This is a genomic window from Arthrobacter sp. 001422645 (assembly GCF_059816125.1).
In genome coordinates this window covers 47,283-70,493 of sequence record NZ_JCBANT010000003.1, presented here as the reverse complement: position 1 = coordinate 70,493, position 23,211 = coordinate 47,283, and the positions used below count along the sequence as shown (strand labels likewise).

At 67.9% G+C, this 23,211-nt stretch carries 21 protein-coding genes and 2 riboswitches; of the genes, 5 read left to right on the top strand and 16 right to left on the bottom strand.

All coding sequences use genetic code 11. From position 1 onward, the window contains the following. Nucleotides 1–109: 109 nt before the first annotated feature. The 4 genes from AC6EUH_RS05345 to AC6EUH_RS05330 form a co-directional block, all read right to left on the bottom strand. Nucleotides 110–1,492 carry an MFS transporter gene (locus AC6EUH_RS05345; protein WP_056432708.1) on the bottom strand — a complete coding sequence of 461 codons (1,383 nt, stop codon included), beginning with the start codon at nt 1,490–1,492 and terminating at the stop codon, nt 110–112. A 161-nt stretch (nt 1,493–1,653) separates the two neighbouring features. Next, nucleotides 1,654–2,193, bottom strand: coding sequence for a DinB family protein (locus AC6EUH_RS05340; protein ID WP_499738008.1), 540 nt, complete (start codon nt 2,191–2,193; stop codon nt 1,654–1,656). Between the two features lie 90 nt (nt 2,194–2,283). Then, nucleotides 2,284–3,450: a homoserine O-acetyltransferase MetX gene (gene metX / locus AC6EUH_RS05335; protein ID WP_499738007.1), complete on the bottom strand. Its 1,167-nt coding sequence runs from the start codon at nt 3,448–3,450 to the stop codon at nt 2,284–2,286. Between the two features lie 11 nt (nt 3,451–3,461). Next, a riboswitch (SAM riboswitch) is annotated at nt 3,462–3,577 on the bottom strand. A 182-nt stretch (nt 3,578–3,759) separates the two neighbouring features. Next, nucleotides 3,760–5,076, bottom strand: a complete 1,317-nt coding sequence (locus tag AC6EUH_RS05330; protein WP_499738006.1) for a bifunctional o-acetylhomoserine/o-acetylserine sulfhydrylase — start codon at nt 5,074–5,076, stop codon at nt 3,760–3,762. A 62-nt stretch (nt 5,077–5,138) separates the two neighbouring features. Further along, a riboswitch (SAM riboswitch) is annotated at nt 5,139–5,254 on the bottom strand. Between the two features lie 204 nt (nt 5,255–5,458). Between AC6EUH_RS05330 and AC6EUH_RS05325 the strand changes: the two genes are divergently transcribed. Further along, a complete protein-coding gene (locus tag AC6EUH_RS05325; protein WP_056432719.1) occupies nt 5,459–6,097 on the top strand; it encodes a VOC family protein in 639 nt (212 codons plus the stop codon). A 180-nt stretch (nt 6,098–6,277) separates the two neighbouring features. Here AC6EUH_RS05325 and AC6EUH_RS05320 read toward each other — a convergent pair whose 3' ends face one another. Continuing rightward, nucleotides 6,278–7,060 carry a CPBP family intramembrane glutamic endopeptidase gene (locus tag AC6EUH_RS05320; RefSeq protein ID WP_056432722.1) on the bottom strand — a complete coding sequence of 261 codons (783 nt, stop codon included), beginning with the start codon at nt 7,058–7,060 and terminating at the stop codon, nt 6,278–6,280. 77 nt (nt 7,061–7,137) lie between these two features. Between AC6EUH_RS05320 and AC6EUH_RS05315 the strand changes: the two genes are divergently transcribed. Then, nucleotides 7,138–7,818: a histidine phosphatase family protein gene (locus AC6EUH_RS05315; RefSeq protein ID WP_235500302.1), complete on the top strand. Its 681-nt coding sequence runs from the start codon at nt 7,138–7,140 to the stop codon at nt 7,816–7,818. 17 nt (nt 7,819–7,835) lie between these two features. Here the strand turns inward: AC6EUH_RS05315 and hutI are convergent, their stop codons facing one another. From hutI to tdh, 4 genes are all read right to left on the bottom strand, one after another. Then, nucleotides 7,836–9,044: an imidazolonepropionase gene (gene hutI, locus AC6EUH_RS05310; protein WP_499738005.1), complete on the bottom strand. Its 1,209-nt coding sequence runs from the start codon at nt 9,042–9,044 to the stop codon at nt 7,836–7,838. An 11-nt stretch (nt 9,045–9,055) separates the two neighbouring features. Next, entirely contained in the window at nt 9,056–10,180 is a 1,125-nt protein-coding gene (locus AC6EUH_RS05305) for an NAD(P)/FAD-dependent oxidoreductase (protein WP_499738004.1), read from the bottom strand. An 82-nt stretch (nt 10,181–10,262) separates the two neighbouring features. Next, entirely contained in the window at nt 10,263–11,471 is a 1,209-nt protein-coding gene (locus AC6EUH_RS05300; protein ID WP_499738003.1) for a glycine C-acetyltransferase, read from the bottom strand. Between the two features lie 50 nt (nt 11,472–11,521). Then, nucleotides 11,522–12,568 carry an L-threonine 3-dehydrogenase gene (tdh, locus tag AC6EUH_RS05295; RefSeq protein ID WP_499738002.1) on the bottom strand — a complete coding sequence of 349 codons (1,047 nt, stop codon included), beginning with the start codon at nt 12,566–12,568 and terminating at the stop codon, nt 11,522–11,524. A gap of 146 nt (nt 12,569–12,714) precedes the next feature. Here tdh and AC6EUH_RS05290 point away from each other — a divergent pair, with 146 nt between their 5' ends. Further along, nucleotides 12,715–13,623 carry a LysR family transcriptional regulator gene (locus tag AC6EUH_RS05290; protein WP_056432741.1) on the top strand — a complete coding sequence of 303 codons (909 nt, stop codon included), beginning with the start codon at nt 12,715–12,717 and terminating at the stop codon, nt 13,621–13,623. 3 nt (nt 13,624–13,626) lie between these two features. Here the strand turns inward: AC6EUH_RS05290 and gatB are convergent, their stop codons facing one another. The 4 genes from gatB to AC6EUH_RS05270 form a co-directional block, all read right to left on the bottom strand. Continuing rightward, nucleotides 13,627–15,132: an Asp-tRNA(Asn)/Glu-tRNA(Gln) amidotransferase subunit GatB gene (gene gatB / locus AC6EUH_RS05285; protein ID WP_499738001.1), complete on the bottom strand. Its 1,506-nt coding sequence runs from the start codon at nt 15,130–15,132 to the stop codon at nt 13,627–13,629. Continuing rightward, the gene (gatA, locus tag AC6EUH_RS05280; protein ID WP_499738000.1) at nt 15,132–16,727 is read right to left on the bottom strand and encodes an Asp-tRNA(Asn)/Glu-tRNA(Gln) amidotransferase subunit GatA; all 1,596 of its coding nucleotides are present in this window, start codon (nt 16,725–16,727) and stop codon (nt 15,132–15,134) included. Before gatA ends, gatB begins: the two co-directional genes overlap by 1 nt. A 4-nt stretch (nt 16,728–16,731) precedes the next feature. Then, nucleotides 16,732–17,028, bottom strand: coding sequence for an Asp-tRNA(Asn)/Glu-tRNA(Gln) amidotransferase subunit GatC (gene gatC, locus AC6EUH_RS05275; RefSeq protein WP_056432749.1), 297 nt, complete (start codon nt 17,026–17,028; stop codon nt 16,732–16,734). A gap of 399 nt (nt 17,029–17,427) precedes the next feature. Continuing rightward, nucleotides 17,428–18,870, bottom strand: a complete 1,443-nt coding sequence (locus AC6EUH_RS05270) for a CitMHS family transporter (protein WP_499737999.1) — start codon at nt 18,868–18,870, stop codon at nt 17,428–17,430. Nucleotides 18,871–19,035: 165 nt separating this feature from the next. Between AC6EUH_RS05270 and AC6EUH_RS05265 the strand changes: the two genes are divergently transcribed. Both AC6EUH_RS05265 and AC6EUH_RS05260 read left to right on the top strand, forming a co-directional pair. Beyond that, nucleotides 19,036–20,781, top strand: a complete 1,746-nt coding sequence (locus tag AC6EUH_RS05265; protein ID WP_499738105.1) for a sensor histidine kinase — start codon at nt 19,036–19,038, stop codon at nt 20,779–20,781. Next, nucleotides 20,774–21,445: a response regulator gene (locus AC6EUH_RS05260; RefSeq protein ID WP_056432754.1), complete on the top strand. Its 672-nt coding sequence runs from the start codon at nt 20,774–20,776 to the stop codon at nt 21,443–21,445. The genes AC6EUH_RS05265 and AC6EUH_RS05260 overlap by 8 nt, the downstream gene beginning before the upstream one ends. A gap of 19 nt (nt 21,446–21,464) precedes the next feature. On the opposite strand, the gene AC6EUH_RS05255 is transcribed toward AC6EUH_RS05260, so the two are convergent. From AC6EUH_RS05255 to AC6EUH_RS05245, 3 genes are all read right to left on the bottom strand, one after another. Continuing rightward, nucleotides 21,465–21,848 carry a RidA family protein gene (locus AC6EUH_RS05255; protein ID WP_499737998.1) on the bottom strand — a complete coding sequence of 128 codons (384 nt, stop codon included), beginning with the start codon at nt 21,846–21,848 and terminating at the stop codon, nt 21,465–21,467. A gap of 103 nt (nt 21,849–21,951) precedes the next feature. Further along, on the bottom strand, nt 21,952–22,473 hold the full coding sequence (locus AC6EUH_RS05250) for a hypothetical protein (RefSeq protein ID WP_499737997.1): 522 nt from the start codon (nt 22,471–22,473) through the stop codon (nt 21,952–21,954). A gap of 117 nt (nt 22,474–22,590) precedes the next feature. Beyond that, entirely contained in the window at nt 22,591–23,094 is a 504-nt protein-coding gene (locus tag AC6EUH_RS05245) for a GNAT family N-acetyltransferase (RefSeq protein ID WP_056432763.1), read from the bottom strand. Nucleotides 23,095–23,211 lie beyond the last annotated feature (117 nt).

The window sequence follows — 23,211 nt, the reverse complement described above, 5'->3', positions numbered from 1 at the left end:
TGGGTCCCTGCCGCAGGAGCGGCCAGCAGCCCGGACAGCACAGCGGCAACAGCCCGGGTCCCGCAGTGCGGGGCCCGGGCTGTTGCCGCTGATTCGTCGTTACACGTGCCTACTTCTTGGAAGCGGCAAGCAGGTCCGCGGTGCCCTGGGCATCGGCGGCGTCGACGTCGTGCAGGGAGATGCCGCGGGTTTCCTTGAGGAAGAACACGGCCACCATCGTGACCACACAGGCGCCGAGGAGATAGATGGCCACCGGGACGGAGGACTTGTACTGGCTCAGCAGGGCGACAGCGATGATCGGGGCCATCGAACCAGCCACGATCGAGGTGACCTGGTAGCCCAGCGAGACGCCGGAGTAGCGCATCCGGGTCGGGAACATTTCAGCCATGATGGCCGGCTGGCCGGCGTACATGAGCGAGTGGAACAGCAGACCGATGGTGATCGCCGCGAGGATGACGAGGTCGTTCTTGGTGTCCATCATCGGGAAGGCGAAGAAGCCCCAGGTGCCGCCGAGGACAGCGCCGGCCATGTAGACCGGCTTGCGGCCGACGTTGTCGGAGAGCTTGCCTACCATGGGGATCACGGCGAAGTGGATGAAGTGCGCCACCAGCAGCAGGAGGAGGATGCGGGAGGTATCCGTCTGCACAATGACCTTCAGGTACGTAATGGAGAACGTGACCACGAGGTAGTAGAGGATGTTCTCCGCGAAGCGCAGGCCCATCGCGGTGAAGACGCCACGGGGGTAGCGGCGGAATACTTCGCCGACGCCGTAGCCCTTCTTCTCAACGGTGACTTCCTTCTGGGCCTCCAGGAAGATGGGGGCGTCAGTGACCTTGGTCCGGATGTAGTAGCCCACCAGCACGATCACGGCGGAGAGCCAGAAGGCCACACGCCAGCCCCAGCTGAGGAAATCGGCGGAAGACAGGGTGGCGGACAGAGTGAACAGCACACCGGTGGCGAGCAGGTTGCCCAGCGGAACGGCCGACTGCGGCCACGCGGCCCAGAAACCGCGGGACTTGCTGGGGCTGTGCTCGGCCACGAGCAGGACAGCGCCGCCCCACTCGCCGCCGACGGCGAAGCCCTGGGCGAAGCGCAGGAAGACCAGGAGGGCCGGAGCCCAGTAGCCGATCTGCTGGAAGGTGGGCAGGCAGCCCATCAGGAACGTGGAGACACCCACCAGGATGATGCTGAGCTGGAGCAGCTGCTTGCGGCCGAACTTGTCGCCGAAGTGGCCGAAGACGATGCCGCCGATCGGGCGGGCGATGAAGCCGACAGCGTAGGTCAGGAACGCGGCGATGATGCCGTCCAGCTCCGTGCCCGAATTCGGGAAGAAGATCTTGCCGAAGACGAGGGTCGCCGCGGAGGCGTAGAGGAAGAACTCATACCACTCGACAACGGTGCCGGCCATGGAGGCCGTTACTACTTTCTTGAGGCCTGACGCTTTGACGTCTTCCTCTTCCGGCCGCCTGGCGGCAGCGTTTTGCGTACTCATTTCGACTCCTTTGGCGTCTCCGTCGACACCCTATGGACCTCTGGGCAATGGATACCTGTGATGTGTGACACGGGCATCATTCTCAACGAGTATGGACGCTCAAGCCCCGGGCCTCAACGGCCATTAGTGCAGAGCGCATCTGCAAAAATGCACAACCGGGCTCATTCCCCGACGCTTCCGTCCACTGATTCGCGCAGGAGATCGGCATGGCCGTTGTGCCGGGCGTACTCCTCGATCATGTGGCACATAATCCAGCGCAGGCTTGGCACCCCGCCGTCGGACCATGCACGCCTGGCCAGCGAGTCCAGACCTCTCCCGGCCAGGGTCTCGGCCACGAGGGAGCGCGAGCGCTCGACGGCGTCCTGCCAGCGTCCGCGGAGGTCGTCGGCGGAGTCCTCGGCGGCGGAGTCAAACTCCCAGTCGGGCTGCGCCTTCCAATCCACCGCGTTCCACGGCGGCTGCCGGTCCTGCCCATGCAACGAGTGGGAGAACCAGCTGTCCTCCACATAGGTCATATGCTTCAGCAGCCCGCCCAGGGTCAAGGTGGAGACGGCGGTCTTCGCGCCCAGGGCGGCGGCATCAAGGCCGGCGCACTTCCACTCCAGGGTGGCCCGCTGGTAGTCGAGGAAACCCAGGAGTGTGGCGGCCTCATCGGCCGCAAGGGGAGGTTCCGGACGTCCCTGTTCATCGATGGTGATCATGCGCCGTGAGCCTACCGGCGGACTCGCGTCAGTGGAAGTCCGGGCCCGACGCTGTTCTGCCGGCCGGTCACGCAAAGGCCCGCCGCCCGCCTAGCCGAAGAAGTGCTGCCGGAGCTGGTTGGTGAGCTGGCCGATCTCCGTCAGGAAGCCGTCGTGCCCGATCGGCGCCTCGATGGTGTGCACGGCAACCTCGCCCGGCAGGGCGGCCGCAAGCGCGCGGGTCTGGGCCGGGAAGTAGAGCCGGTCCGAGTCGACGGCTGCCAGCAGGAATTCCGCCGTGGCCGGAGCCAGGGCGTCCGCGAGGGCGCCGCGGCCCCGGCTGATGTCGTGGCTCATCAGCGCTTCGGTGATGGCGATGTAGCTGTTCGCGTCGAAGCGGCGGACGAGCTTGTTGCCCTGGTGGTCAAGGTAGCTCTCCACCTGGTAGCGCCCGCGCCCGGCGAGCGAACCGGCTTCCAGCGGTGCCTCCGGGTCCTGGGCCTTCCGGCCGAACCGTCCGTCCAGCTCCGCGGCGGAGCGGTAGGTGATGTGCGCGATCCGCCGGGCCAGCGCCAGGCCTGCTTCCGGCTGCGGGCCCCCGTAGTAGTCGCCGCCGTTGAAATTGGGGTCTTGCCGGATGGCAAGCGTCTGGGCCTGGGCGAAGGCAATCTGTTCCGCGGTGCTGCTGGCCCCCACCGAAAACACGCCGCAGCGCCGGACCCGGTCCGGGTAGCTGACGGCCCACTCCAGGGCACGCGCTCCGCCCAGCGAACCGCCAAGCACGGCGTACCAGCTCCGGATGCCCAGCGCGTCTGCCAGCCTGGCCTCGGCCGCCGTCGTGTCCCGCAGGGTGACCAACGGGAAACGGGAGCCCCAGGGCCGGCCGTCCGGTGCCGGCGTCGAGGGTCCCGTCGAGCCGTAGCAGCCGCCAAGGATGTTGATCGAGACAACGAAGTACTTGTCCGTGTCCACGGGGGCACCGGGGCCGGCGAGCTGCTCCCACCAGCCCGGTTCCTCGCCGGCGCCCCGGGTGACGTGGGTGTCCCCGGTCAGGGCGTGTTCGATCAGCACCGCATTGGAGCCGTCCGGGTTGAGGGTCCCCCAGGTCTCATAGGCGAGGGTGACGTCCGGCAACCGGGCGCCGGATTCGAGGTCCAGGTCGCCGATCGGGAGGTACTGGACTGTTCCATCCAGGACAGCGCCTTCGGAGACAGGGGCTGCCTGGGGGTGGGAGGTCGTGTTTACGGGTGCACCCTGGCGGGTGACGGCAATCGTCATGTGAGGACCTAACTTCGCGCTTGCCCACCGTCAGCTGACCGGCAGGCCAGGTCTTCACCCGGGGCACCCCGCCGCAAAAGGAGGGTTGCCGGCCAGCAAGCCGGGGCTGTCGCTGGCACTCATGACCTGCACTGAGTCTACGAAACACGGCGGCGGAATGGCGAAGATTGTGACTTCCATGTGACAGCCGTACGCGCCAGCACCGCAGTTTCCCCACCTTCGAAGGCCGTGTCCGGCGGGCCGCCCCGAAGTCTCGGCGATTCCCGGCGTCATGCCCGCAAAGGTGGGGAAATTCGGCGTTAACGTGTCTCAGGCGTTCTTGGCCGCCCGGAATCCGGCTTCGAGGTCCGCGAGGATGTCGTCGATGTGTTCCAGGCCCACGGAGAGACGCACGAGGCCCGGGTTCACGCCCGCAACGGCCTGCTGTTCCGCCGAGAGCTGGCTGTGCGTTGTCGACGCCGGGTGGATGACAAGCGAGCGCACGTCACCGATGTTCGCCACGTGGGAGTGCAGCTCCAGGGCATCGACAAAGCGCTTCCCGGCCTCCGCTCCCCCGCCGATATTGAAGGCCACGACGGCGCCGGTCCCCCGGGGACCGTACTTGCGGCCGCGCTCGTACCAGGGGCTCGACGGCAGCCCCGCGTAGGCGACCGATTCGACGTCGTCCCTGGCTTCGAGCCATTCGGCCACCTTGGTGGCGTTGGCGACGTGCCGCTCCACGCGCAGGCTCAGGGTCTCGATGCCCTGGGCAATGAGGAAGGCGTTGAAGGGCGAGACTGCCGAGCCGAGGTCGCGCAGGAGCTGCACGCGTGCCTTGAGGATGTAGGAGAGGTTGGCGCCCAGGGCGCCGTCCTTGCCCAGGTCCCGGGCGTAGACCAGCCCGTTGTAGGTGGGGTCCGGGGTGTTGAAGCCCGGGAACCGCTCCGGATCCGCGCCGAAGTCGAAGTTGCCGGAGTCCACGATCACGCCGGCGATCGCGGCGCCATGGCCGCCGAGGTACTTGGTGGCGGAGTGCACCACGATGTCCGCACCCCACTCGATGGGACGGATGAGGTACGGCGTGGAGAGGGTGTTGTCCACGATGAGCGGGACACCGGCCTCGTGCGCAACCTTTGAGATGCCCTCAATATCCAGGACGTCCTGGCGCGGGTTGGAGACCACTTCGCCAAAGAACAGCTTGGTGTTGGGCTGCACGGCGTCGCGCCACTGCGCCAGGTTATCCGGGTCCTCCACGAACGTCAGCGTGATGCCGAACTTCTTCAGGGTGTGCGCCAGCAGGTTGTAGGTGCCGCCGTACAGGCTGGGGCTGGCCACCACGTGGTCGCCGGCCTCGGCGACATTGAGGATGGCGAAGGTCTCCGCGGCCTGTCCGGAACTCAGGAGCAGCGCCGCGAGCCCGCCCTCCAGGCTGGCCACCCGCTGCTCCACGGCGTCCTGCGTGGGGTTGCCAATCCGGGTGTAGATGGGGGCAAGTTCGGCGAGGGCGAAGCGGTTGGCGGCGCTTTCGGCGCTGGGAAAGACGAACGACGTCGTCTGGTAGATCGGGAGCGCCCGGGCGCCGGTGGCGCCGTCCGGTTCCTGTCCGGCGTGGATCTGGCGGGTTTCGAAGGACCAGGCATTGGACATCGTGAGACTCCTTAAGGGTCTGGGCACACCAGCTCCGGAACTCCATGGACCGGTTAACACTGGCGCCGCGCTTGCCTTCCGGCGGGTGCCGGACGGCCAGGTCTTCACCCGGGGCACCCCACCGCGATACGAGGGTTGCCGGCCAGCAAGCCGGGGCTGTGTGCTGGCACTCATGACCTGACCTCAGTCTAGGAACCGGTTCGGGGCCGTGGATAGCTTTGTGACGAAGATGAAGCCAGGCGCCCGGTGCGTCCTGCCGGGGCCCTTGGTTCCCCGTCAGGACGCGGAAAAGTCCCCCTCCGGCGCTCGCCGAAAATGACATCCCATCACGGTTAGGCCAGCCTAAGCTGAGAGCCGCATCACAAAGTGCCAAGATGAGGGCATGCGCATGGATCACGTCTCTTACGCCTGTGAACAAGATGGCCTCGCTGCCACCACCGAACGAATTGCGTCTGCCCTCGGCGTCGAAGCCGTGAAGGGCGGAGTACACCCCCGATTCGGGACCCGCAACATGATCATCCCGCTCGCGGGACACAAATACGTCGAGGTCGTGGAGGTCCTGAACCACCCGGCATCCGACAAGGCCCCCTTCGGCCAGGCCGTCCGTGCCCGCTCCGAAGCAGGCGGCGGCTGGATGGGCTGGTGCGTCGAGGTTGACGACCTGGCCCCGTTCGAGGAGCGGCTGGGCCGCGCCGCCGTCAACGGCAACCGCAAGTTCCCGGACGGCCGCGAGCTCGTCTGGAAGCAGATCGGCATCCTGGGGCTCATCGCCGATCCCCAGGTTCCGTACATGCTCAAGTGGGAAGGCGACCCGGAACTCCACCCGTCGAAGGCCTACGAGAGCAACGTCAAGATGTCCGCGCTCACGATCGCAGGCTCGGCAGAGCGGGTCACCGAATGGCTCGGTGTCCCGGTCGAGAAGCCGCTGGAAGACGTGGCCGTGAACTGGCTCGCTCCGCGCGGGACACCCGGCATCCTCTCGGTCACATTCGAGACGTCCTCCGGAGCCGTCACGATCTGACCCTTCACCGCCCCACACTTCGGCCGCCATCAGCGGGTGCCAATGACGTCACCCACCGATGGCGGCCGAATCTTTTAAGCGGCACGGGTTGCCGGCCCGTGACAGGCAACGCGGGGTCAGATCGCGTCCATCCAGGGGCTCCGGATGGGTGACAAGTGACCCGCGTTGTTTTGTGTACGCTCAGCCCAGGCCGATGGCCCTGCCGAAGAGGCTGAAGCCGACAAACGCCACAATGTCCAGCACGGCGTGGGCGATCACCAGCGGCATCAACCGGCGGGTCCTGGTGTAGAACACGGCGAAGATGACGCCCATGATGGCGTTGCCGATGAACGGCCCAAAGCCCTGGTACAGGTGGTAGCTGCCGCGCAGCATGGCGCTGGCGAAGATCGCCGCGGGCGTAGCCCAGCCGAGCTTCCCGAGCCGGTCCAGGAGATAACCCACCACGATCACCTCCTCCACGATCCCGTGCCGGATCGCGGAGAGCACCAGCACGGGAACTGTCCACCAGTACGCGTCCAGCGCGCTGGGAATGATCGCCGTCGTGATGCCGAGCGCCCGGCCGGCGGCGTAGAGGCCCAGCGACGGGATTCCGATAAGCGCCGCCAGGCCGAACGCCTGCAGCAGGTCCCTGCCGGGCCGGTCGAAATCGAGGCCGAGCCTCTGGAAGGCCGTGATGCCGCGGCCGCTGCTCCCGGGCAGGCCGGACGGCCGGTTTTCGGTCAGGAAGTAGATCACCAGGACCACGGGCACCAGGGCGAAGATGATGTCCAGCAGCTGGTAGGTGAGGTCAAAGTACTCGCGGCTGCTTTGCGAGCGGTTCAGTGTGGAAGTCCCCTCCGCGAGCGGGGCCCTGGTCATTTTGTCCAGCAGCTGAACCACCGAATACACGGCCGACTGGCCCAGGGACAATCCCAGGACAATCCACATTTCAATCCGCAGCCGGCGGCGGGAGGGAACCAACATAGTCCCATCTTGCCCGCAGTTGCCGGTAGTTGCCTGAATCCGGGCCGCCACACCGCCGGGCCCTATGCTTGGGGTTTATGAGTGCGCCCGGGAAAATCATCATGATCCGGCACGGCCAGTCCGCCGCCAACGCCGACACCTCGATCTACAACCGGGTCCCCGATTACCGGATTCCGCTGACCGCACTCGGCGTGGAACAGGCGCGGGCCGCCGGCGAGGAGGTCCGGCGGCTGCTGGACGGCCGGCAGGCCTGCGTATATGTCTCCCCGTACCTGCGGGCCTACCAGACCCTGGAGGCGCTCAACCTCGGCCCCCTGGTCGAGCGGGTGATCGAGGAGCCGCGGCTGCGGGAGCAGGACTGGGCCAACTTCCAGATCGCCGGTGAGATCGAGGACCAGAAGGAACTCCGGAACGCCTATGGCCACTTCTTCTACCGCTTCCGGGAGGGCGAGTCGGGATCCGATGTGTATGATCGGATCTCATCCTTCATGGAAACCCTGTACCGGCACTGGTCGAAACCGAGCTACGCCCCGAACGCGCTGTTCGTCACCCACGGGCTCACCATGCGGCTGTTCTGCATGCGCTGGTTCCACTGGTCCGTGGAGTACTTCGAGTCCCTCAACAATCCGGAGAATGCCGAGGTCCGGACCCTGTACCGCACCGGGGAGGGCAAGTACGAGCTGGACAAGCCGTTTAGCCAGTGGGAGGCCCGCCGCGTCGATGAGACGGTGCTGGACGCCCCGCCGATGTTCTTCTAACGAACGAAACGGGTGGGTCAGCGGGCGCGGACCCCGGCCCGCCAGACGGCGTGGGTCAGCGGGATGCCGGGCCGGTAGGCCAGGTGCGTGGCTGACGGTGCGTTGAGCAGATGGAGGTCCGCGCGGTGTCCGACGGCGATCGAGCCGACCGCGCGTTCGCCGTCGGCGTCGTTCCCGGTCTCCCGGCCGAGCGCCAAGGCACCGCCGTAGGTTGCGGCGCGCACGGCCTCGCGGACGCTCAGGTGCATCTGGAGCACGGCGGTGGTGACGCAGAAGGCCATCGAGCTGGTGTAGGAGGTGCCCGGGTTGCAGTTGGAGGCCAGGGCGAGCTGCACGCCGGCGTCGAGCAGTTCCCGGCCCGGCGCCAGCGGCTGGCGGGTGGACAGGTCGCAGGCCGGCAGGCACGTGGCCACGGTGCCGCGTCCGGTGCCGCTGCCGCTGTCCCAGCCGGACCAGCTGGCCGCGAGGGCGTCGACGTCGGCGGCGGACAGGTAGTTGACGTGGTCCACGCTGGCCGCACCGTATTCCACGGCGAGCCGCACGCCGGGCCCCTCGCCGAGCTGGTTGCCGTGCACGCGCAGGCCCAGTCCGGCGTCCCGGCAGGCCTGGAGCACGCGCCGGGACTGGTCCTCGGTGAAGGCCCCCCGTTCGCAGAAGACGTCGGCCCAGCGCACAAACGGCCGGACGGCGGCCAGCATGGGGCCGCACACCAGCTCCGTGTATTCCTCGGCGTCCGCGCCGGCGGGCACAAGGTGCGCACCGAGGTAGGTGACCTCGTCCGCGACGGTGGAGGCAATCCGGGCGCTGCGGGCCTCGTTCTCCACGTCCAGGCCGTACCCGGTCTTGGTTTCGAGGTAGGTGGTGCCCTGCGAGACGGCCTCGGCCACCCGGCCCATGGCGAGCCGGGTGAGGTCGAAGTCGCTGGTGCTCCGGGTGGCGCCGGTGGTCACGGCAATTCCGCCGGCGCTGTAGCTCTCCCCCGCCATCCGGGCCTCGAACTCCGCAGTCCGGTCCCCGGCGAAGATGAGGTGCGTGTGCGAATCGACCCAGCCCGGCAGCAGGGCGCGGCCGCCGGCGTCGACGGCGTCGTCGGCGGCCGGGGCTTCGGACGCGGGGCCGAGCCAGGAGATCCGTTCTCCCTCGACCACCACCGCAGCGTTCTTCAGGACCCGCTGATCCGCGTCCTGGGTCATCAGCTCGGCAATATTGGTAATGAGGGTGCTCATGAGTCCATTCTTCAGCGCCGGATGGACCAGCGGGTCGCCGCCAGCGCCTCCGCTGTCCGGGATGCCGGACCGGCCGCTTGGGCCCCGCCCGGAACCGCCGAGGGGCCTTGGCCTGCAAGGATGAGGTCCGCGGCCAGTTCGGCGATGCCGGAGGACGTCTGGAAGCCATAGCCGCCCTGGCCGGCGAGCCAGAAGAATCCGGGGGCCTCGGCGTCGAACCCCACTACCGGTACACCGTCGGCCGCTTCCGTCCGCAGCCCCGTCCAGGCGGTGCGGACGCCACGGATGCCGAACGTGGTGAGGGTGTTGAGCCGGGCGATCAGCGCCTCGACGTCACCGGGGTGCGGCTGCGCGTCCTCGGGCCCGCTCGGTTCGTGCTCCGACGGCGAGATGAGGACCTGTTCGCCGTCGCGCCGGAAATAGAACGAGTCGTCGGCGGCCGCCACCATGGGGCAGCTCTCCGGGAGGGGGTGTTCGACGTCGACGATCGCCGCGGTGCGCCGGTACGGCTGCAGCTGGACCTTCTCGACGCCGCTGAGCACGGCAAGTTCGTCGGCCCAGGCGCCCGCGGCGTTGACCACGACGGCGGCCTGGAAGCCTTCCTGCCCGGCGCCGAGTTCCCAGCCGGAGCCGAGGCGCTGGGCCGAGTGCACCCGGGCGCCGGTGATGATGTCCACCCCGCCGGCTTCGGCGCGGCGGCGGTGGTCCTCGAGGAGCAGGGGCGCGTTGCAGGCGAAGGAGCCGGTGTCCAGGCCGGCAGCGGCGAAGGAATCCGGGAGCAGGGCCGGGCAGAGTGCCAGGGCCTCGGCGTGGGTGATCGGCCGCATGTGGCCGCTGGCCTGTTCCCGGACGGCTGCGTCGTCGCCGATCAGCATAAAGCTGCGCGGTGTAAGCACGGGTGCGGGCCGGCCGGCATCCTGGGCGGCGATCAATTCGAGGGTGCGGAGCGTGAGTTCCTGGACCGCGGGCGGGCCGTAGCTGGGGATCAACTGCCGGGCCGAGCGCGCCGAGGTGTGGTACGCCAGGGTCTGCTCGGCTTCCACCAGCGCGACGCTGCATTTTCCGGCCAGGGCTGAGGCAAGGGACAGGCCGGCGATCCCGCCGCCGACAATCACGACATCGTAATTAGCTGACATGGGTCCATCCTTGCAGACGGAACGGTTGCGGCGCCGTTTGTGGCGCCGCAACCTCGGTTCTTCGCAGCCGCTGAAGCTCCGCTTAGCCGGCGACGGCGGCGCGGCTGCGCACGAAGGCCTGGACGCAGGCCTCCACGTCTTCGGCGCTGTGCGCAGCGGAGAGCTGGACGCGGATCCGGGCGGCCCCCTTGGGCACCACCGGGTAGCTGAACGCCGTCACGAAGACGCCGTGGTGCAGCATGGCGTCGGCCACCTTGGCGGCCATGACGGCGTCGCCGAACATAACCGGGACAATGGCGTGCTCGCCCGGGAGCAGCTCGAAGCCTTCCTCGGACATGCGGCTGCGGAAGAGCTCCGCGTTGGCGAAAAGCTTGCTGCGCAGTTCGCCGGAGTTCTCCACGAGGTCCAGGGCCTTGAGCGTGGCCGCAACGATGGCGGGGGCCAGCGAGTTGGAGAACAGGTACGGGCGGGCCTTCTGGCGGAGCATGGCCACGACTTCGCGGCGGCCGGACACGTAGCCGCCGGAGGCGCCGCCGAGGGCCTTGCCGAAGGTGCCGGTGTAGATGTCCACGCGGTCCGAGACGCCGGCGTGCTCGGGGGTACCCGCGCCGGTGGCGCCCATGAAACCGACGGCGTGGGAATCGTCCACCATGACCAGGGCGTCGTACTTTTCCGCGAGGTCGCAGATCGCTTCCAGCGGGGCGAGGAAGCCGTCCATCGAGAAGACACCGTCCGTGACGATGATCTTGCGGCGGGCCGGGTTCTCCTGCGTGGTGGCTTCGATCAGCTTGGATTCGAGATCGGCCATGTCCTGGTTGGCGTAGCGGAAGCGCTGGGCCTTGCAGAGCCGGATGCCGTCGATGATCGAGGCGTGGTTGAGCGCGTCGGAGATGACGGCGTCCTCCGGGCCGAAGAGTGATTCGAACACGCCGCCGTTGGCGTCGAAGCAGCTGGAGAACAGGATGGTGTCCTCGGTGCCGAGGAACCTGGAGACGCGTTCCTCGAGGGCCAGGTGCAGGTCCTGGGTGCCGCAGATGAAGCGGACACTGGCCATGCCGAAGCCGCGGTCGTCCATCGCGGCCTTGGCGGCGGCGATGATGTCCGGGTGGTCCGCGAGGCCCAGGTAGTTGTTGGCGCAGAAGTTCAGCACATCCGCGCTGGACTCGCCGATCTGGCCGGCTTTGATGTGGTTGGCCTGGGGTGAGTCGATGTGCCGCTCGGTCTTGAACAGGCCGGCGCTGCGGATCTCGTCCAGTTCGTGCTGCAGCTGGTCCTTGATGGCTGAATACATGTCGGTGCGCTCCTCAGCGGGTGGGGGTCGGTGGTCCGGAACGGTGGAGGTTAGAAGCAGGTCCAGTCGAGGACCACTTTGCCACCCACGCCGGCGCGGGCGATCTCGAAGCCCTTCTCCCAGTCGGTGGCAGGAAGGGTGTCCGTCACGACGGCGGAGATGTTGGCGTGCAGGACCGGGTTGGAGGACAGCATGGCGCTCATGGCGTACCAGGTCTCGAACATTTCGCGGCCGTAGATGCCCTTCATGGTCAGCATGTGCGTGACCACCTTGCCCCAGTCGATGTCGATGGACTGGCTGGGCAGTCCCAGCATCGCGATCCGGCCGCCGTGGTTCATGTTGTCGATCATCTCAGGCAGGGCCGTGGGGTGTCCCGACATTTCCATGCCGATGTCGAAGCCTTCGCGCATGCCCAGTTCGCGCTGCGCGTCCTTGACCCGCATCTTCGAGACGTCGATCGCCAGGTCGACGCCGAGCTTGCGGGCCAGTTCCAGCCGCGGGGCGGAGACGTCGGTGATGGCGATCTTGCGGGCGCCGGCGTGGCGGGCGACGGCGATTGCCATCAGGCCGATGGGGCCGGCGCCGGTGATCAGCACGTCCTCGCCGACGAGGGGGAAGCTGAGCGCGGTGTGGACGGCGTTGCCGAAGGGGTCGAAGATGGCACCGAGTTCCGGCGTCACTGACTGGTCGGTGTGGACCCAGACGTTGGTCTCGGGGATCACGACGAACTCGGCGAAGGCGCCGTCGCGCTGGACGCCGACGCTGACGGTGTTGATGCACATCTGGCGGCGGCCGGCGCGGCAGTTGCGGCAGATGCCGCAGACGATGTGGCCCTCGCCGGAGACGCGGTCCCCCACTTTGACGTCCAGGACGTCCTCGCCGATCTCCACCACCTCGCCGTAGAACTCGTGGCCGGCGATCAGGGGGGCGTTGATGATGCCCTGCGCCCAGGCGTCCCAGGACTGGATGTGCAGGTCGGTGCCGCAGATGCCGGTGGTCATCACGCGGATCTTGACGTCGCCGGCGCCGGTCTCGGGCTCCGGACGGTCGACGAGTTCGAATCCTGCATGGGCGCCGGCCTTGTAGAGAGCCTTCATGGGGCCTTCCTAACTTCTGGGTGCACCCGCCCTGTGGACAGGTGGTGTGGGTCAACTCACCCCATTAGAGCCGCTGCAAAGCATTAGCACAACCGGGTTTTTCTCAATCGACGATTTAGCTTTTACTTGCGCATAGACTGGTCGGCATGGAAATCCACCAGCTTGAGATGCTCCGCGAACTCGGGGCACTCGGCAGCGTTAAGGCGGTCGCCGAAACCCTGCTGGTTACCCCCTCCGCCGTGTCGCAGCAGCTGGCGGCGCTGCAGAAATCGGTGGAGGTCCCGTTGACCCGCAAGGATGGCCGCAACCTGGTCCTCACGGAAGCCGGGCAGGTGCTGGCGGACGCCGGGGCCGCCGTCGTCAGCGCCATGGCGGACGCGAGGACGGCCATCGGCGCGTATCACGGCTCTCCCGTGGCGGCGGTGACGCTGAGCGGCTTCCACAGCGCGGGCCAGGCACTTTTCGCGCCGCTCGCGCGGCTGCTGGCGGGGCCCGGGCAGCCGCGGATCCTGCTCTCCGACGAAGATGTGGCGCAGCAGGACTTCCCGGCGCTGACGGCCCGGTACGACCTGGTGCTGGCGCACCGGATGGACCACAGCCCGCGCTGGCCCCAGGAGCGGGTTGCGGTGATCCCGCTCGCGCACGAGCCGCTGGACGTCGCGCTGCCGGCCGGGCACCGGCTGGCGGGCCAGCGGGCGGTGACGGCGGACGACGTCGTCGGGGAACCCTGGGTGACCAGCCGCACCGGATACTCCCCCGCGGACGTGCTTTCCGCCGTCGCGGCCGTCGCCAGCCGGGAACTGAACATCGTGCACCGGATTAACGACTACTCCACCGTGGCCGCGCTGGTGGCCACCGGGAACGTGATCGGGCTGCTGCCCCGGTACACGGCGCGGCCGGTGCTGAGCCCGGGCATTGTGCTGCGGCCGCTCGAAGGCATCAGCACCCGGCGCCGGATCGACGTCCTGGCCCGGCCGGAGAACCTTAAACGCACATCGGTCATGATGGTCTGCGAAGCACTGCAGACCATCATGACCGATTTGGTGGGCGGTTAGGACCTATCCTTCGACGCCGAGGCGCTCCAGGATCAGCTCGCGCACCCGGCCGGCGTCGGCCTGGCCGCGGGTGGCCTTCATCACGCCGCCGACGATCGCGCCGATCGCCTGGATCTTGCCGCCACGGATCTTGTCCGCGACGCCGGGCTGCGCGGCGAGGGCCGCATCGATGGCTTCGAGCAGGGGCCCGTCGTCGGAGACTACGGCGAGGCCGCGCTTCTCCACGATTTCCGCCGGGGTGCCTTCGCCGGCGAGCACGCCGTCGAGGACCTCGGTGGCCATCTTGTTGTTGATCTTGCCGTCTTCGACCATCTTGTTCAGCTCCACGATGGTGGCCGGCGCGACGCCGAGCTGGCCGGGATCGACGTCGGCGTTCTTGGCGCGTCCGACGATCTCGCCCATCCACCATTTGCGGGCCACCGTGGCGGTGGCACCGGCGGCGATGGTTTCCTCGATCTCGTCCATCACGCCGGCGTTGACGACGTCGCGGAACTCGAGGTCGGAGTAGCCCCAGTCGGCCTGCAGGCGCTTGCGGCGGGCGGCCGGCGGCTCGGGCAGCGTGGCCCGGAGCTCCTCGACCCACTCGCGGGAGGCGACGATCGGCACCAGGTCCGGCTCCGGGAAGTAGCGGTAGTCGTCGGCGTCGGACTTGGGCCGGCCCGAGGTGGTGGAGCGGGTGTCCTCGTGCCAGTGGCGGGTTTCCTGGATGACGGGCTCGCCGGAGTCCAGCACGGCGGCGTGCCGCTGGATCTCGTAGCGGACGGCGTGCTCGACGGCGCGCAGCGAGTTGACGTTCTTCGTCTCGGAGCGGATGCCGAAGCGTTCGCGGCCGTGCGGACGGAGTGAGACGTTGGCGTCGCAGCGGACGTTGCCGCGTTCCATCTTGGCGTCGGAGACGCCGAGGTTCTTGACGATTTCGCGGACCGCGGCCACGTAGGCCTTGGCGAGTTCGGGCGCGCGGCTGCCGGCGCCCTCGATCGGCTTGGTGACGATCTCGACGAGCGGCACGCCGGAGCGGTTGTAGTCCACCAGCGAGTAGTCCGCACCCTGGATACGGCCGGCGGCGCCGCCCATGTGGGTCAGCTTGCCGGCGTCCTCTTCCATGTGGGCGCGTTCGATTTCGACGCGGAACATGGTGCCGTCGGAGAGCTCGATGTCCAGGTACCCGTCATACGCGATGGGCTCGTCGTACTGGGAGGTCTGGAAGTTCTTCGGGGTGTCCGGGTAGAAGTAGTTCTTCCGGGCGAAGCGGCAGGTCTCGGCGATCTTGCAGTTGAGCGCGAGGCCGATCTTGATCGAGGATTCGATCGCGGTCCGGTTCACCACCGGCAGCACGCCGGGCATGCCGAGGTCCACCTCGTTGACGTTGGTATTGGGCTCGTCGCCGAAGACGTTGGGCGCGGAGGAGAACATCTTGGTCTTGGTGTTGAGCTCCACATGGACCTCGAAGCCCAGGACGGGATCGTACTTCTCCATCGCCTCTTCGAAGCTGAGGGTTGCGTCAGTCATTAGTGGGAACCTCCGTGGCTCAGGGCGGCGCCAGCCGCTGAAGTAGCAGCCGAAGAAGAATCGTTAAGTGAAGGAGCGGTCAGGGAAGGAGCCTTATCCAGGAGCGGGCCGCCCCACTGCGCCTCGAGCAGTGATTCGAGCACGGCGCCGACCCGGTAGAGCCGCGCGTCCTGGCGGGCCGGGGCCAGCAGCTGGACGCCCACCGGCAGTCCGTCCTCGTCAGCCAGGCCGCCGGGCAGGGAGAGCCCCGGGACGCCGGCCATGTTGGCGGGGATGGTGGCGACGTCGTTGAGGTACATCGCCAGCGGGTCGTTGAGCTTCTCGCCCAGCTTGAACGCCGTGGTCGGCGCCGTCGGGGAAATCAGCACATCGGCTTTGGCGAACGCGGCGTCGAAGTCGCGCTGGATCAGGGTGCGGACCTTCTGGGCCGAGCCGTAGTAGGCATCGTAGTAGCCGGCGCTCAGGGCGTAGGTGCCCAGGATGATGCGGCGCTTGACTTCGTCGCCGAACCCGGCGGCGCGGGTGGCGCCCATCACGCGTTCAATCGTCATCGGGCCGTCTTCGGGCAGGACCCGCAGGCCGAACCGGACGCCGTCGAACTTGGCCAGGTTGGAAGACGCCTCCGAGGGCATGATCAGGTAGTAGGCGCCCAGGGCGTACTTGAAGTTGGGGCAGGAGACCTCGACGATTTCCGCGCCGGCTTCCTTGAGCAGCTCGAGGGACTCGTTGAAGCGGTTCTCGACGCCGGCCTGGTAGCCCTCGCCGTGGAGTTCCTTGATGATGCCGATCTTCATGCCGCGCACGTTGCCGATCGACGCGGCGGCGACGAGGTCCTCCAGCGGGTCCGGCAGCGACGTGGAGTCGAAGGGATCGTGCCCGCCGATGACCTGGTGCAGCAGCGCCGAGTCCAGGACGGTGCGGGAGACCGGGCCGATCTGGTCCAACGAGGAGGCCATGGCGATCGCGCCGTAGCGGGATACGCCGCCGTAGGTGGGCTTCACGCCGACGGTGCCGGTGACGGCGCCGGGCTGGCGGATCGAGCCGCCGGTGTCGGTGCCGAGGGCCAGCGGGGCTTCGAAGGCCGCGACGGCGGCAGCGGATCCGCCGCCCGATCCGCCGGGGATGCGGTCCAGGTCCCAGGGGTTGTGGGTGGGGCCGTAGGCGGAGTGCTCGGTGGAGGAGCCCATCGCGAATTCGTCGAGGTTGGTCTTGCCCAGGATCGGCATCTTCGCGGCGCGGAGGCGCTGGACGACGGTGGCGTCGTACGGGCTGTGCCAGCCTTCGAGGATCTTGGAGCCGGCTGTGGTGGGCTGGCCGACGGTGACGATCAGGTCCTTGACGGCGATCGGCACACCGGCGAGGGCATGCAGTTCTTCGGCAGCGGCACCGCCGGCGGCACGGATCGCGTCCACCTCGGCGGCGACGGCGAGCGCCTCGTCGGTGTTGACGTGCAGGAAAGCGTGGACCTTGCCGTCGACGGCGGCGATGCGGTCCAGGTGCGCCTGGGTGACCTCGACGGCGGTGACCTCGCGGGCGGCCAGCTTGCCGGCGAGCGCTGCGGCGGAGGAGCGGATCAGTTCGTTGTTCTCAGTCATGTTCTTAGCCCTCATCCAGGATTGCCGGGACCTTGAAGCGGCCTTCGTACGCATCGGGGGCGCCGGAGAGTGCCTGCTCGGCCGTGAAAGTGTGGCCCACAACGTCCTCGCGGAACACATTCGTCAGCGGAATCGGGTGGGACGTGGCCGGGACATCGTCACCGGCGGCTTCACTGACGGACTTCACTGAATCGACGATGACGGCAAGTTCGCCGGCCATCCGGTCCAGCTCTTCAGCACTCATCTCGATGTGCGCGAGACGCGCGAGATGCGCGACGTCGTCGCGGTTGATCGCAGCCATGGATCTCCCCTGCAAGTTCGGATTATTTTCCGTCCCAGTCTACGTGTCTTGGTCTGCTGTTCCGCACTCGTTAGCGGCGCCTCCCGCCTTCCGGCGGCAGGCCGGACGATCCTCCGCGTGCTCGCTCGTTCTCCCCACCGTCCCCCTCCCCTCGCAAGTCCCCACCGGCTCCCAGCCTTGGCAAGCTCAGGCCGGGTCCCTCGCCGGCGTGGCCCCTCGGGCAGGGAACCCTGACGGCGGGGCACTCGCTTAGACGCACGCTTCCGGATGTCCGTCCCGTCGCCGGTGTGCTTCTCTCGCCTTCCAGAATGCGGAAGCAAACAAAACGAGACTGTCGGGTCCGGAAAATCTCCGGACCCGACAGTCTTGTTGTTTGTTCTTGTGGTGCTCGTTGGTTTGTCAGCCGATGCCGATGGCTCCGGTGAGGACTCCTACTCCCAGCATGACCAGGGAGATGACGGCGGTGCGCCAGAGGACCTTTTTGTGGTGGTCGCCCAGGTCCACTTTGGCGAGGGAGACCAGAAGCAGGATCGCGGGGACCAGCGGGCTCTGCAGGTGGAAGGGCTGGCCGGTGATGGAGGCGCGCGCCATGTCGGCGGCACTGACCCCGTAGTGGGCTGCCGTCTCGCTGAGCACCGGGAGGACGCCGAAGTAGAAGGCGTCGTTGCTCATAAAGAACGTCATCGGGATGCTCAGCACGCCGGTGATGATGGCCATGAAGGGACCCATGTCGGAGGGGATGATCGCAACGAGCCATTCCGACATTGCCTTGACCATGCCCGTGCCGTTGAGGACTCCGGTGAGTACCGCGGCGGCCATGACCATGCTGACGACGGCGACGATCGAGGGGGCGTGGGCGATCAGTTGGGCACCCTGGTCCTTGACCTTGGGGAAGTTGACCAGCAGCGCGATGGCGGCGCCCACCATAAAGACGAACGGAAGCGGAATGATGTTGGCGACGAGTGTCACCATGACCGCAACCGTCAGGCCGAGGTTGAACCAGAACAGCTTGGGACGCAACGTGGCACGGTTGGGGTCCAGTGCGGTGTCCGCCATGGCGGAATCGCGATCGTCGACGAGCACTTCGGTGCGTTCCAGGACAGCCACCGAACCGTTGCCGGCGGGGGTTTCGCCGGAGAAACGGCCGGTGCGGCCGGTGCCGGTGCCGCCGTCGAACGTGTTATCGGTATCCCAGATTTCCGGGGCCACGGCGCGGAGCCGGTTGCGTTCCTGCAGGCCCAGGAGCCATGCGAAGGCGAAGACCACAACGAGGCCCGCAATCAGCGAAGGGATCATCGGAACGAAGACATCGTTGACGTCGAGCTTCAGCGCGGTTGCGGCACGGGCGGTGGGGCCGCCCCACGGCAGGATGTTCATGGTGCCGTTGGCGAGGCCCGCTACGCAGGTCAGGACCACGGGGCTCATTTTGAGCCGCAGGTAGACGGGCAGCATGGCCGCGGTGGTGAGGATGAAGGTGGTGGAGCCGTCGCCGTCGAGGGACACTGCCGCAGCGAGGATGGCTGTGCCAAGGACCACCTTGGCGGGGTCGTTGCCGAGCTTGCGCAGGATGAAGCGGACCAGGGGGTCAAAGAGTCCGACGTCGATCATCAGGCCGAAGTAGATGATGGCGAACATCAGCAGGGCTGCGGTGGACGTCATCGACTTCATGGAGTCCATGACCATGGGGCCGATGCCGAGGCCTGCGCCGGCGAAGAGTCCGAAGACTGTGGGGACGATGATGAGCGCCAGCACGGGCGTCAGCTTTTTGGTCATGATCAGCACCATGAACACCGCGATCATGGCGAATCCTAGTAATACCAGCACGGCCGGCTCCTTCTTCATTGAATCGCACCACCCCGGTGTGATGCGTACTACAGACGTTAGAGTGGCGCGCGTCACGGCTGGGCCTTTGCCTCATTTGATTGGCATACTGCTTGTTGGACGCATTTTGCGCATTGTGCTCACACCCGAAGGAGGACCGCCGTGGCACGGTTAACCGGCCGGACGATGACCGGCAGGACTCCGCTGCGCTTTTCCACCCAGACCCTGCTGCTCCAGCTGGGGGTCGTGGCGCTGGTGGTGCTCCTGACAAGCGCCGTCTACGTCTGGCTCACCTACGAGCAGCTGGGCCGGGAGGCGGAGAACCAGGCCCTGACGCTGTCCCGGACCGTGGCCTCGGATCCAGAGGTGCGGGCGGAGGTGCAGCAGATCAGCGCCCAACCCGGCACTCCCCCGGCATCCGAACTGCTGGCCGGGCCGCTGATGGCCGCTGCCGAAGGCGCCCGCACCCGCACCGGCGCCCTGTTCGTGGTCATCACCGACGAGACCGGCCTGCGCCTGGCCCACCCCGATGCCGAGCGGCTCGGCGAACGGGTCAGCACGGACCCGTCCGAGGCCCTGGCCGGCAACGAGGTCACCACCCGGAACACCGGAACCCTCGGCCCCTCCGCCGGGGCCAAAGTCCCGGTGTTCGCTCCGGATTCGGGCACCGTGGTGGGAGAAGTCAGCGTGGGCTACTCCACCGAAACCATCGGCCAGAGCCTGGCCCGGGACGTTGTCCCGATCGCCCTGACCGCCGTCGGGGCACTTATGGTCGGCGTGTTCGCCTCCTTCCTGCTCCGGAGCAGGCTGCAGCGGCTGACACTGGGCCTGGAACCGGAGGAAATCAGCACCCTGGTCCACGATCAGGTGGCCGTCCTGCAGGGCGTCGACGACGGCGTGATCGGCATCGCCGCCGACGGCCGGATCAGTGTGTTTAACGCCGCCGCCAGGCGCCTGCTGGGCCAGCCCGACCTCACCGGGACGCCGTGGGCCGGAGCCCCGGTGCCGGCGCAGCTGATCGCACTGACCAAGTCCGACGCCGCGGAGGGCGATGCGGTGGAGCTTGTCGCCGGCGGCCGCGTGCTGGTGGCGAGCGCCCGCAAGGCCCTGCACGGCCGCGAGGACCTGGGCTGGGTGGTCATGCTGCGGGACCGGACCGAACTCCAGCAGCTAACCCGCCAACTGGACGCCGTGGGGACCATGTCCACCGCGCTCCGGGCCCAGCGGCACGAGTTCGCCAACCAGCTCCACACCATCGCCGGGTTCATGAGCATCGGCGAGCACCAGCAGGCCCGCGACTACCTGGCCCGGCTGGCAGCGACGGGGCCGCTGAAGTTCCCGGTGGACCAGGCCGAGCTGCTCCAGGACCCGTACCTGCAGGCGTTCCTCGGCGCCAAGGGTGTGGAAGCGGACGAACGCGGCGTGGCCCTGAGGCTCGGCCCGGAAACCCTGGTCCGCGGCCAGGTCACGGAGCCGCAGGAAGTCACCACGGTCCTGGGCAACCTGATCGACAACGCCGTGAACGCCGCCGTCGCGGGCTCGGCACCGGACCGCTGGGTCGAGGTGGAGGTGCTCGACGGTCCCGGTACCGGGTCCGACGGCGGGACCCTCCATATCGTCGTCGGGGATTCCGGTGACGGGCTGCCGGCCGCTGCGGCGGGCGGAGATGCCGAGGCGGTGTTCACGGAGGGATTCACCACGTCGGAACTCCCGGTCCGGGCGGGAGCAGGCCACGGCCTTGGCCTGGCGCTGGCCCGGCAGCTGGCGCGCCGCCGCGGCGGGGACGTGCGGGTCCTGGACCCGGGCTCCCCCGGCGGCCCCGGCGCGGTGTTTATGGCGACCCTGCCGGGGACCACGGCGCCCAACGAGGCAGCGCCCACTGAAACGAAGCCCACTGAAACGAAGCCCAACGAAAGGGACAACGATGTCTGAGGACTTCCGGGTGTTGATTGTGGATGACGATTTCCACGTCGCCAAGCTGCATGCGGCCTATGTGGACTCGGTGGCGGGGTTCCTGGCGCTGCCTCCGGCCGGATCGGCGTCGCAGGCGCTGCAGGCGATCCACAGCCTGCGCCCGGACCTGGTGCTGCTGGATGTCTACCTGCCGGACGCTTCTGGCCTGGACCTGCTGCACCAGCTGGACGTGGACACCATGATCCTCAGTGCGGCGTCGGATACGGCCTCGCTCCGGCTCGCGTTCCGTCGCGGTGCGCTGGGGTATCTGCTGAAGCCCTTTACGGGCGAGTCGCTGTCCCAGCTGCTGCGTTCGTATGCGCGCTACCGGCGGATCCTGGCCCAGCCGGGGAACGTGTCCCAGGAGACGGTGGAGCGGGCAAAGCGCGCGCTTATCCCGGGGGACGTCATTGCGTCGGCAAAGCCCCGGTCCGCCACCGAGGCCGCCGTGCTGGAATCGCTGGAACCGGGTGAGCAGTATTCCGCGGCCGAGGTGGCCACCCGGGTGGGCGTTTCCCGGGCCACCGCCCAGCGGTACCTCTCAGCGCTGGCCGACGACGGCGCCGTCGACATCCAGTTGCGGTACGGCACCACCGGGCGGCCGGAGCACCGCTACGGGCTGCCCCCGGCAGCAGGCGCCTGAGGCCCCTCCCGCATTGTGGTTAGTCGCTGCTCTTCTGCGCCACGAGTTCGATCTCGACCAGCATCTTGGGGTCCAGGAACGGGAGCACGTGGACCAGGGCCAGGCTGGGGCGGATCTCGCCGAAGACTTCGCCGTGGGCGCGTCCGGCTTCCTCCCACTGGCTGATGTCCGTCAGGTACAGCTTGGACTGCACGACGTCCGCGTAGCCGAAGCCGGCGTCGGCCAGGACGGTGCCGAGTTTGTCCAGGATGAAACGGGTCTGGGTGTAGAAGTCCTCGCCCACGATGCCGTCCTCACCGCTGGCCGCGGTTGCGGAGATGTACAGGGTGTTGTCCACCTGGACCGCCCGGGAGTAGCCGACCTGCTGTTCCCAGACGGAACCGGTGCCGAATGTTGTGCGCATGGAAGTGCCTTTCGCAGTGTGCCGTGGAGTCGGCACCACTTTAGGGCGGCAGAAGCCACTGCCTGTAAACCGGTGGAAATGTGTCGGGGTGGTTGTCCCGGGGTCAGCTGCCGATGTCCCGGTTCTGGCGGAACGCGTTGCGGCGGGCGTGCTCGTGGACGCGGCTGAGGGCCTCGATCTGGGACCGGGCGTCGTCGCCAAGGGCGGCGAACGTGGCCGGGTCGAGCCCGAGGTCGGGGGCCAGCTCCTCCAGGGTCTGCCAGCCGCCGAGCTTTCCCAGGATCGCGGCGCGCATTAGCTCGGCTTCCAGGACCAGGGTCATCGGGGACCGGCGAACGACGCGGCCGTTGAGCTTGAGCCGCCCGGCGTGCTCGGCCAGCCACGCGGCCGCCTGGCGGTGCGGGCGCTGCCGCACGCCCAGATCCTGGATCAGTCCGAGGAGCACCTCCCGTTCCCTGGTGATTTCCGCGCTGACCCGGGAGAGCTCGGCGGACACCGGGGTGTCGGCGAAGGCCTCGGCCATGCGCTGGATCCGGGAGACACCGGCGGTGGCGCCGGTCAGATGGTCGGAGAGGTACAGACCAAGGAGTTTGCCGTCGATTGAGCCGGGGATGTGCGGTGCCATGGATCCTCCAGAGTGAAGTGCTTTTGCCTGAGACTTAGCTTTTCGATTGACCAAAACCCTACACGGCGACGGCGGCGCTCATGGGAGTGTTCCCTTCCCGGCGGCTGGAACCGTGGGCTACAACTGCTGGCGGTAAACCAGCAGTTTGATGTCCGTGTCCGGCACTACCCAGTCGCGTTCCGGGGCCCGCTGGAAGCCGGTCTTCTGGTAGAGCCCGTGGGCGCTTTCCCAGGTCAGGCCCGTGGTCAGGGCCACGGCGTTGATCCCGGGCAGCGACCGGGCGTGGTCCAGGATGGCCTCGACCATCGCCTTGCCGGCGCCGCTGCGCTGTACGTCCGGGTCCACCACGAGCATCCGGAATTCCAGTTCATCGCCCTGCGCGATATCCGCATAGGGTTCGCCGGCGACGGCCAGGGTCACGGAGCCGACGATGCGGCCGCCGCGTTCGGCCACCCAGATGGTGGCCTTCGCTGCCCGGCGGGCCACGTCCTGGATCTGGAGCATATACGGGTGGTCGGCGCTCTCAAAGTAGCCCGCGGCCAGATAGGCGTCCCGGGTGATGCGCGCGATGGCGTCGTAGTCGGCCGGAACTGCAGGGCGGATGAGGATCTGAGGATGCACCTGTCCATGCTACGGGCGGGTACGGCGGTCCGGTCCAGGAACCGCCGTTTCCGTGACTGAACTATCAGTACAGGGCTGCCGCAGCAGAACGGGTTGCCAGCAGAACCGCCCTGCCCG

Coding starts and splice junctions, on each gene's coding strand:
- AC6EUH_RS05345 (WP_056432708.1), bottom strand. CDS start 1,492: ATGAGTACGCAAAACGCTGCCGCCAGGCGGCCGGAAGAGGAAGACGTC.
- AC6EUH_RS05340 (WP_499738008.1), bottom strand. CDS start 2,193: ATGATCACCATCGATGAACAGGGACGTCCGGAACCTCCCCTTGCGGCC.
- metX (WP_499738007.1), bottom strand. CDS start 3,450: ATGACGATTGCCGTCACCCGCCAGGGTGCACCCGTAAACACGACCTCC.
- AC6EUH_RS05330 (WP_499738006.1), bottom strand. CDS start 5,076: ATGTCCAATGCCTGGTCCTTCGAAACCCGCCAGATCCACGCCGGACAG.
- AC6EUH_RS05325 (WP_056432719.1), top strand. CDS start 5,459: ATGCGCATGGATCACGTCTCTTACGCCTGTGAACAAGATGGCCTCGCT.
- AC6EUH_RS05320 (WP_056432722.1), bottom strand. CDS start 7,060: ATGTTGGTTCCCTCCCGCCGCCGGCTGCGGATTGAAATGTGGATTGTC.
- AC6EUH_RS05315 (WP_235500302.1), top strand. CDS start 7,138: ATGAGTGCGCCCGGGAAAATCATCATGATCCGGCACGGCCAGTCCGCC.
- hutI (WP_499738005.1), bottom strand. CDS start 9,044: ATGAGCACCCTCATTACCAATATTGCCGAGCTGATGACCCAGGACGCG.
- AC6EUH_RS05305 (WP_499738004.1), bottom strand. CDS start 10,180: ATGTCAGCTAATTACGATGTCGTGATTGTCGGCGGCGGGATCGCCGGC.
- AC6EUH_RS05300 (WP_499738003.1), bottom strand. CDS start 11,471: ATGTATTCAGCCATCAAGGACCAGCTGCAGCACGAACTGGACGAGATC.
- tdh (WP_499738002.1), bottom strand. CDS start 12,568: ATGAAGGCTCTCTACAAGGCCGGCGCCCATGCAGGATTCGAACTCGTC.
- AC6EUH_RS05290 (WP_056432741.1), top strand. CDS start 12,715: ATGGAAATCCACCAGCTTGAGATGCTCCGCGAACTCGGGGCACTCGGC.
- gatB (WP_499738001.1), bottom strand. CDS start 15,132: ATGACTGACGCAACCCTCAGCTTCGAAGAGGCGATGGAGAAGTACGAT.
- gatA (WP_499738000.1), bottom strand. CDS start 16,727: ATGACTGAGAACAACGAACTGATCCGCTCCTCCGCCGCAGCGCTCGCC.
- gatC (WP_056432749.1), bottom strand. CDS start 17,028: ATGGCTGCGATCAACCGCGACGACGTCGCGCATCTCGCGCGTCTCGCG.
- AC6EUH_RS05270 (WP_499737999.1), bottom strand. CDS start 18,870: ATGAAGAAGGAGCCGGCCGTGCTGGTATTACTAGGATTCGCCATGATC.
- AC6EUH_RS05265 (WP_499738105.1), top strand. CDS start 19,036: ATGACCGGCAGGACTCCGCTGCGCTTTTCCACCCAGACCCTGCTGCTC.
- AC6EUH_RS05260 (WP_056432754.1), top strand. CDS start 20,774: ATGTCTGAGGACTTCCGGGTGTTGATTGTGGATGACGATTTCCACGTC.
- AC6EUH_RS05255 (WP_499737998.1), bottom strand. CDS start 21,848: ATGCGCACAACATTCGGCACCGGTTCCGTCTGGGAACAGCAGGTCGGC.
- AC6EUH_RS05250 (WP_499737997.1), bottom strand. CDS start 22,473: ATGGCACCGCACATCCCCGGCTCAATCGACGGCAAACTCCTTGGTCTG.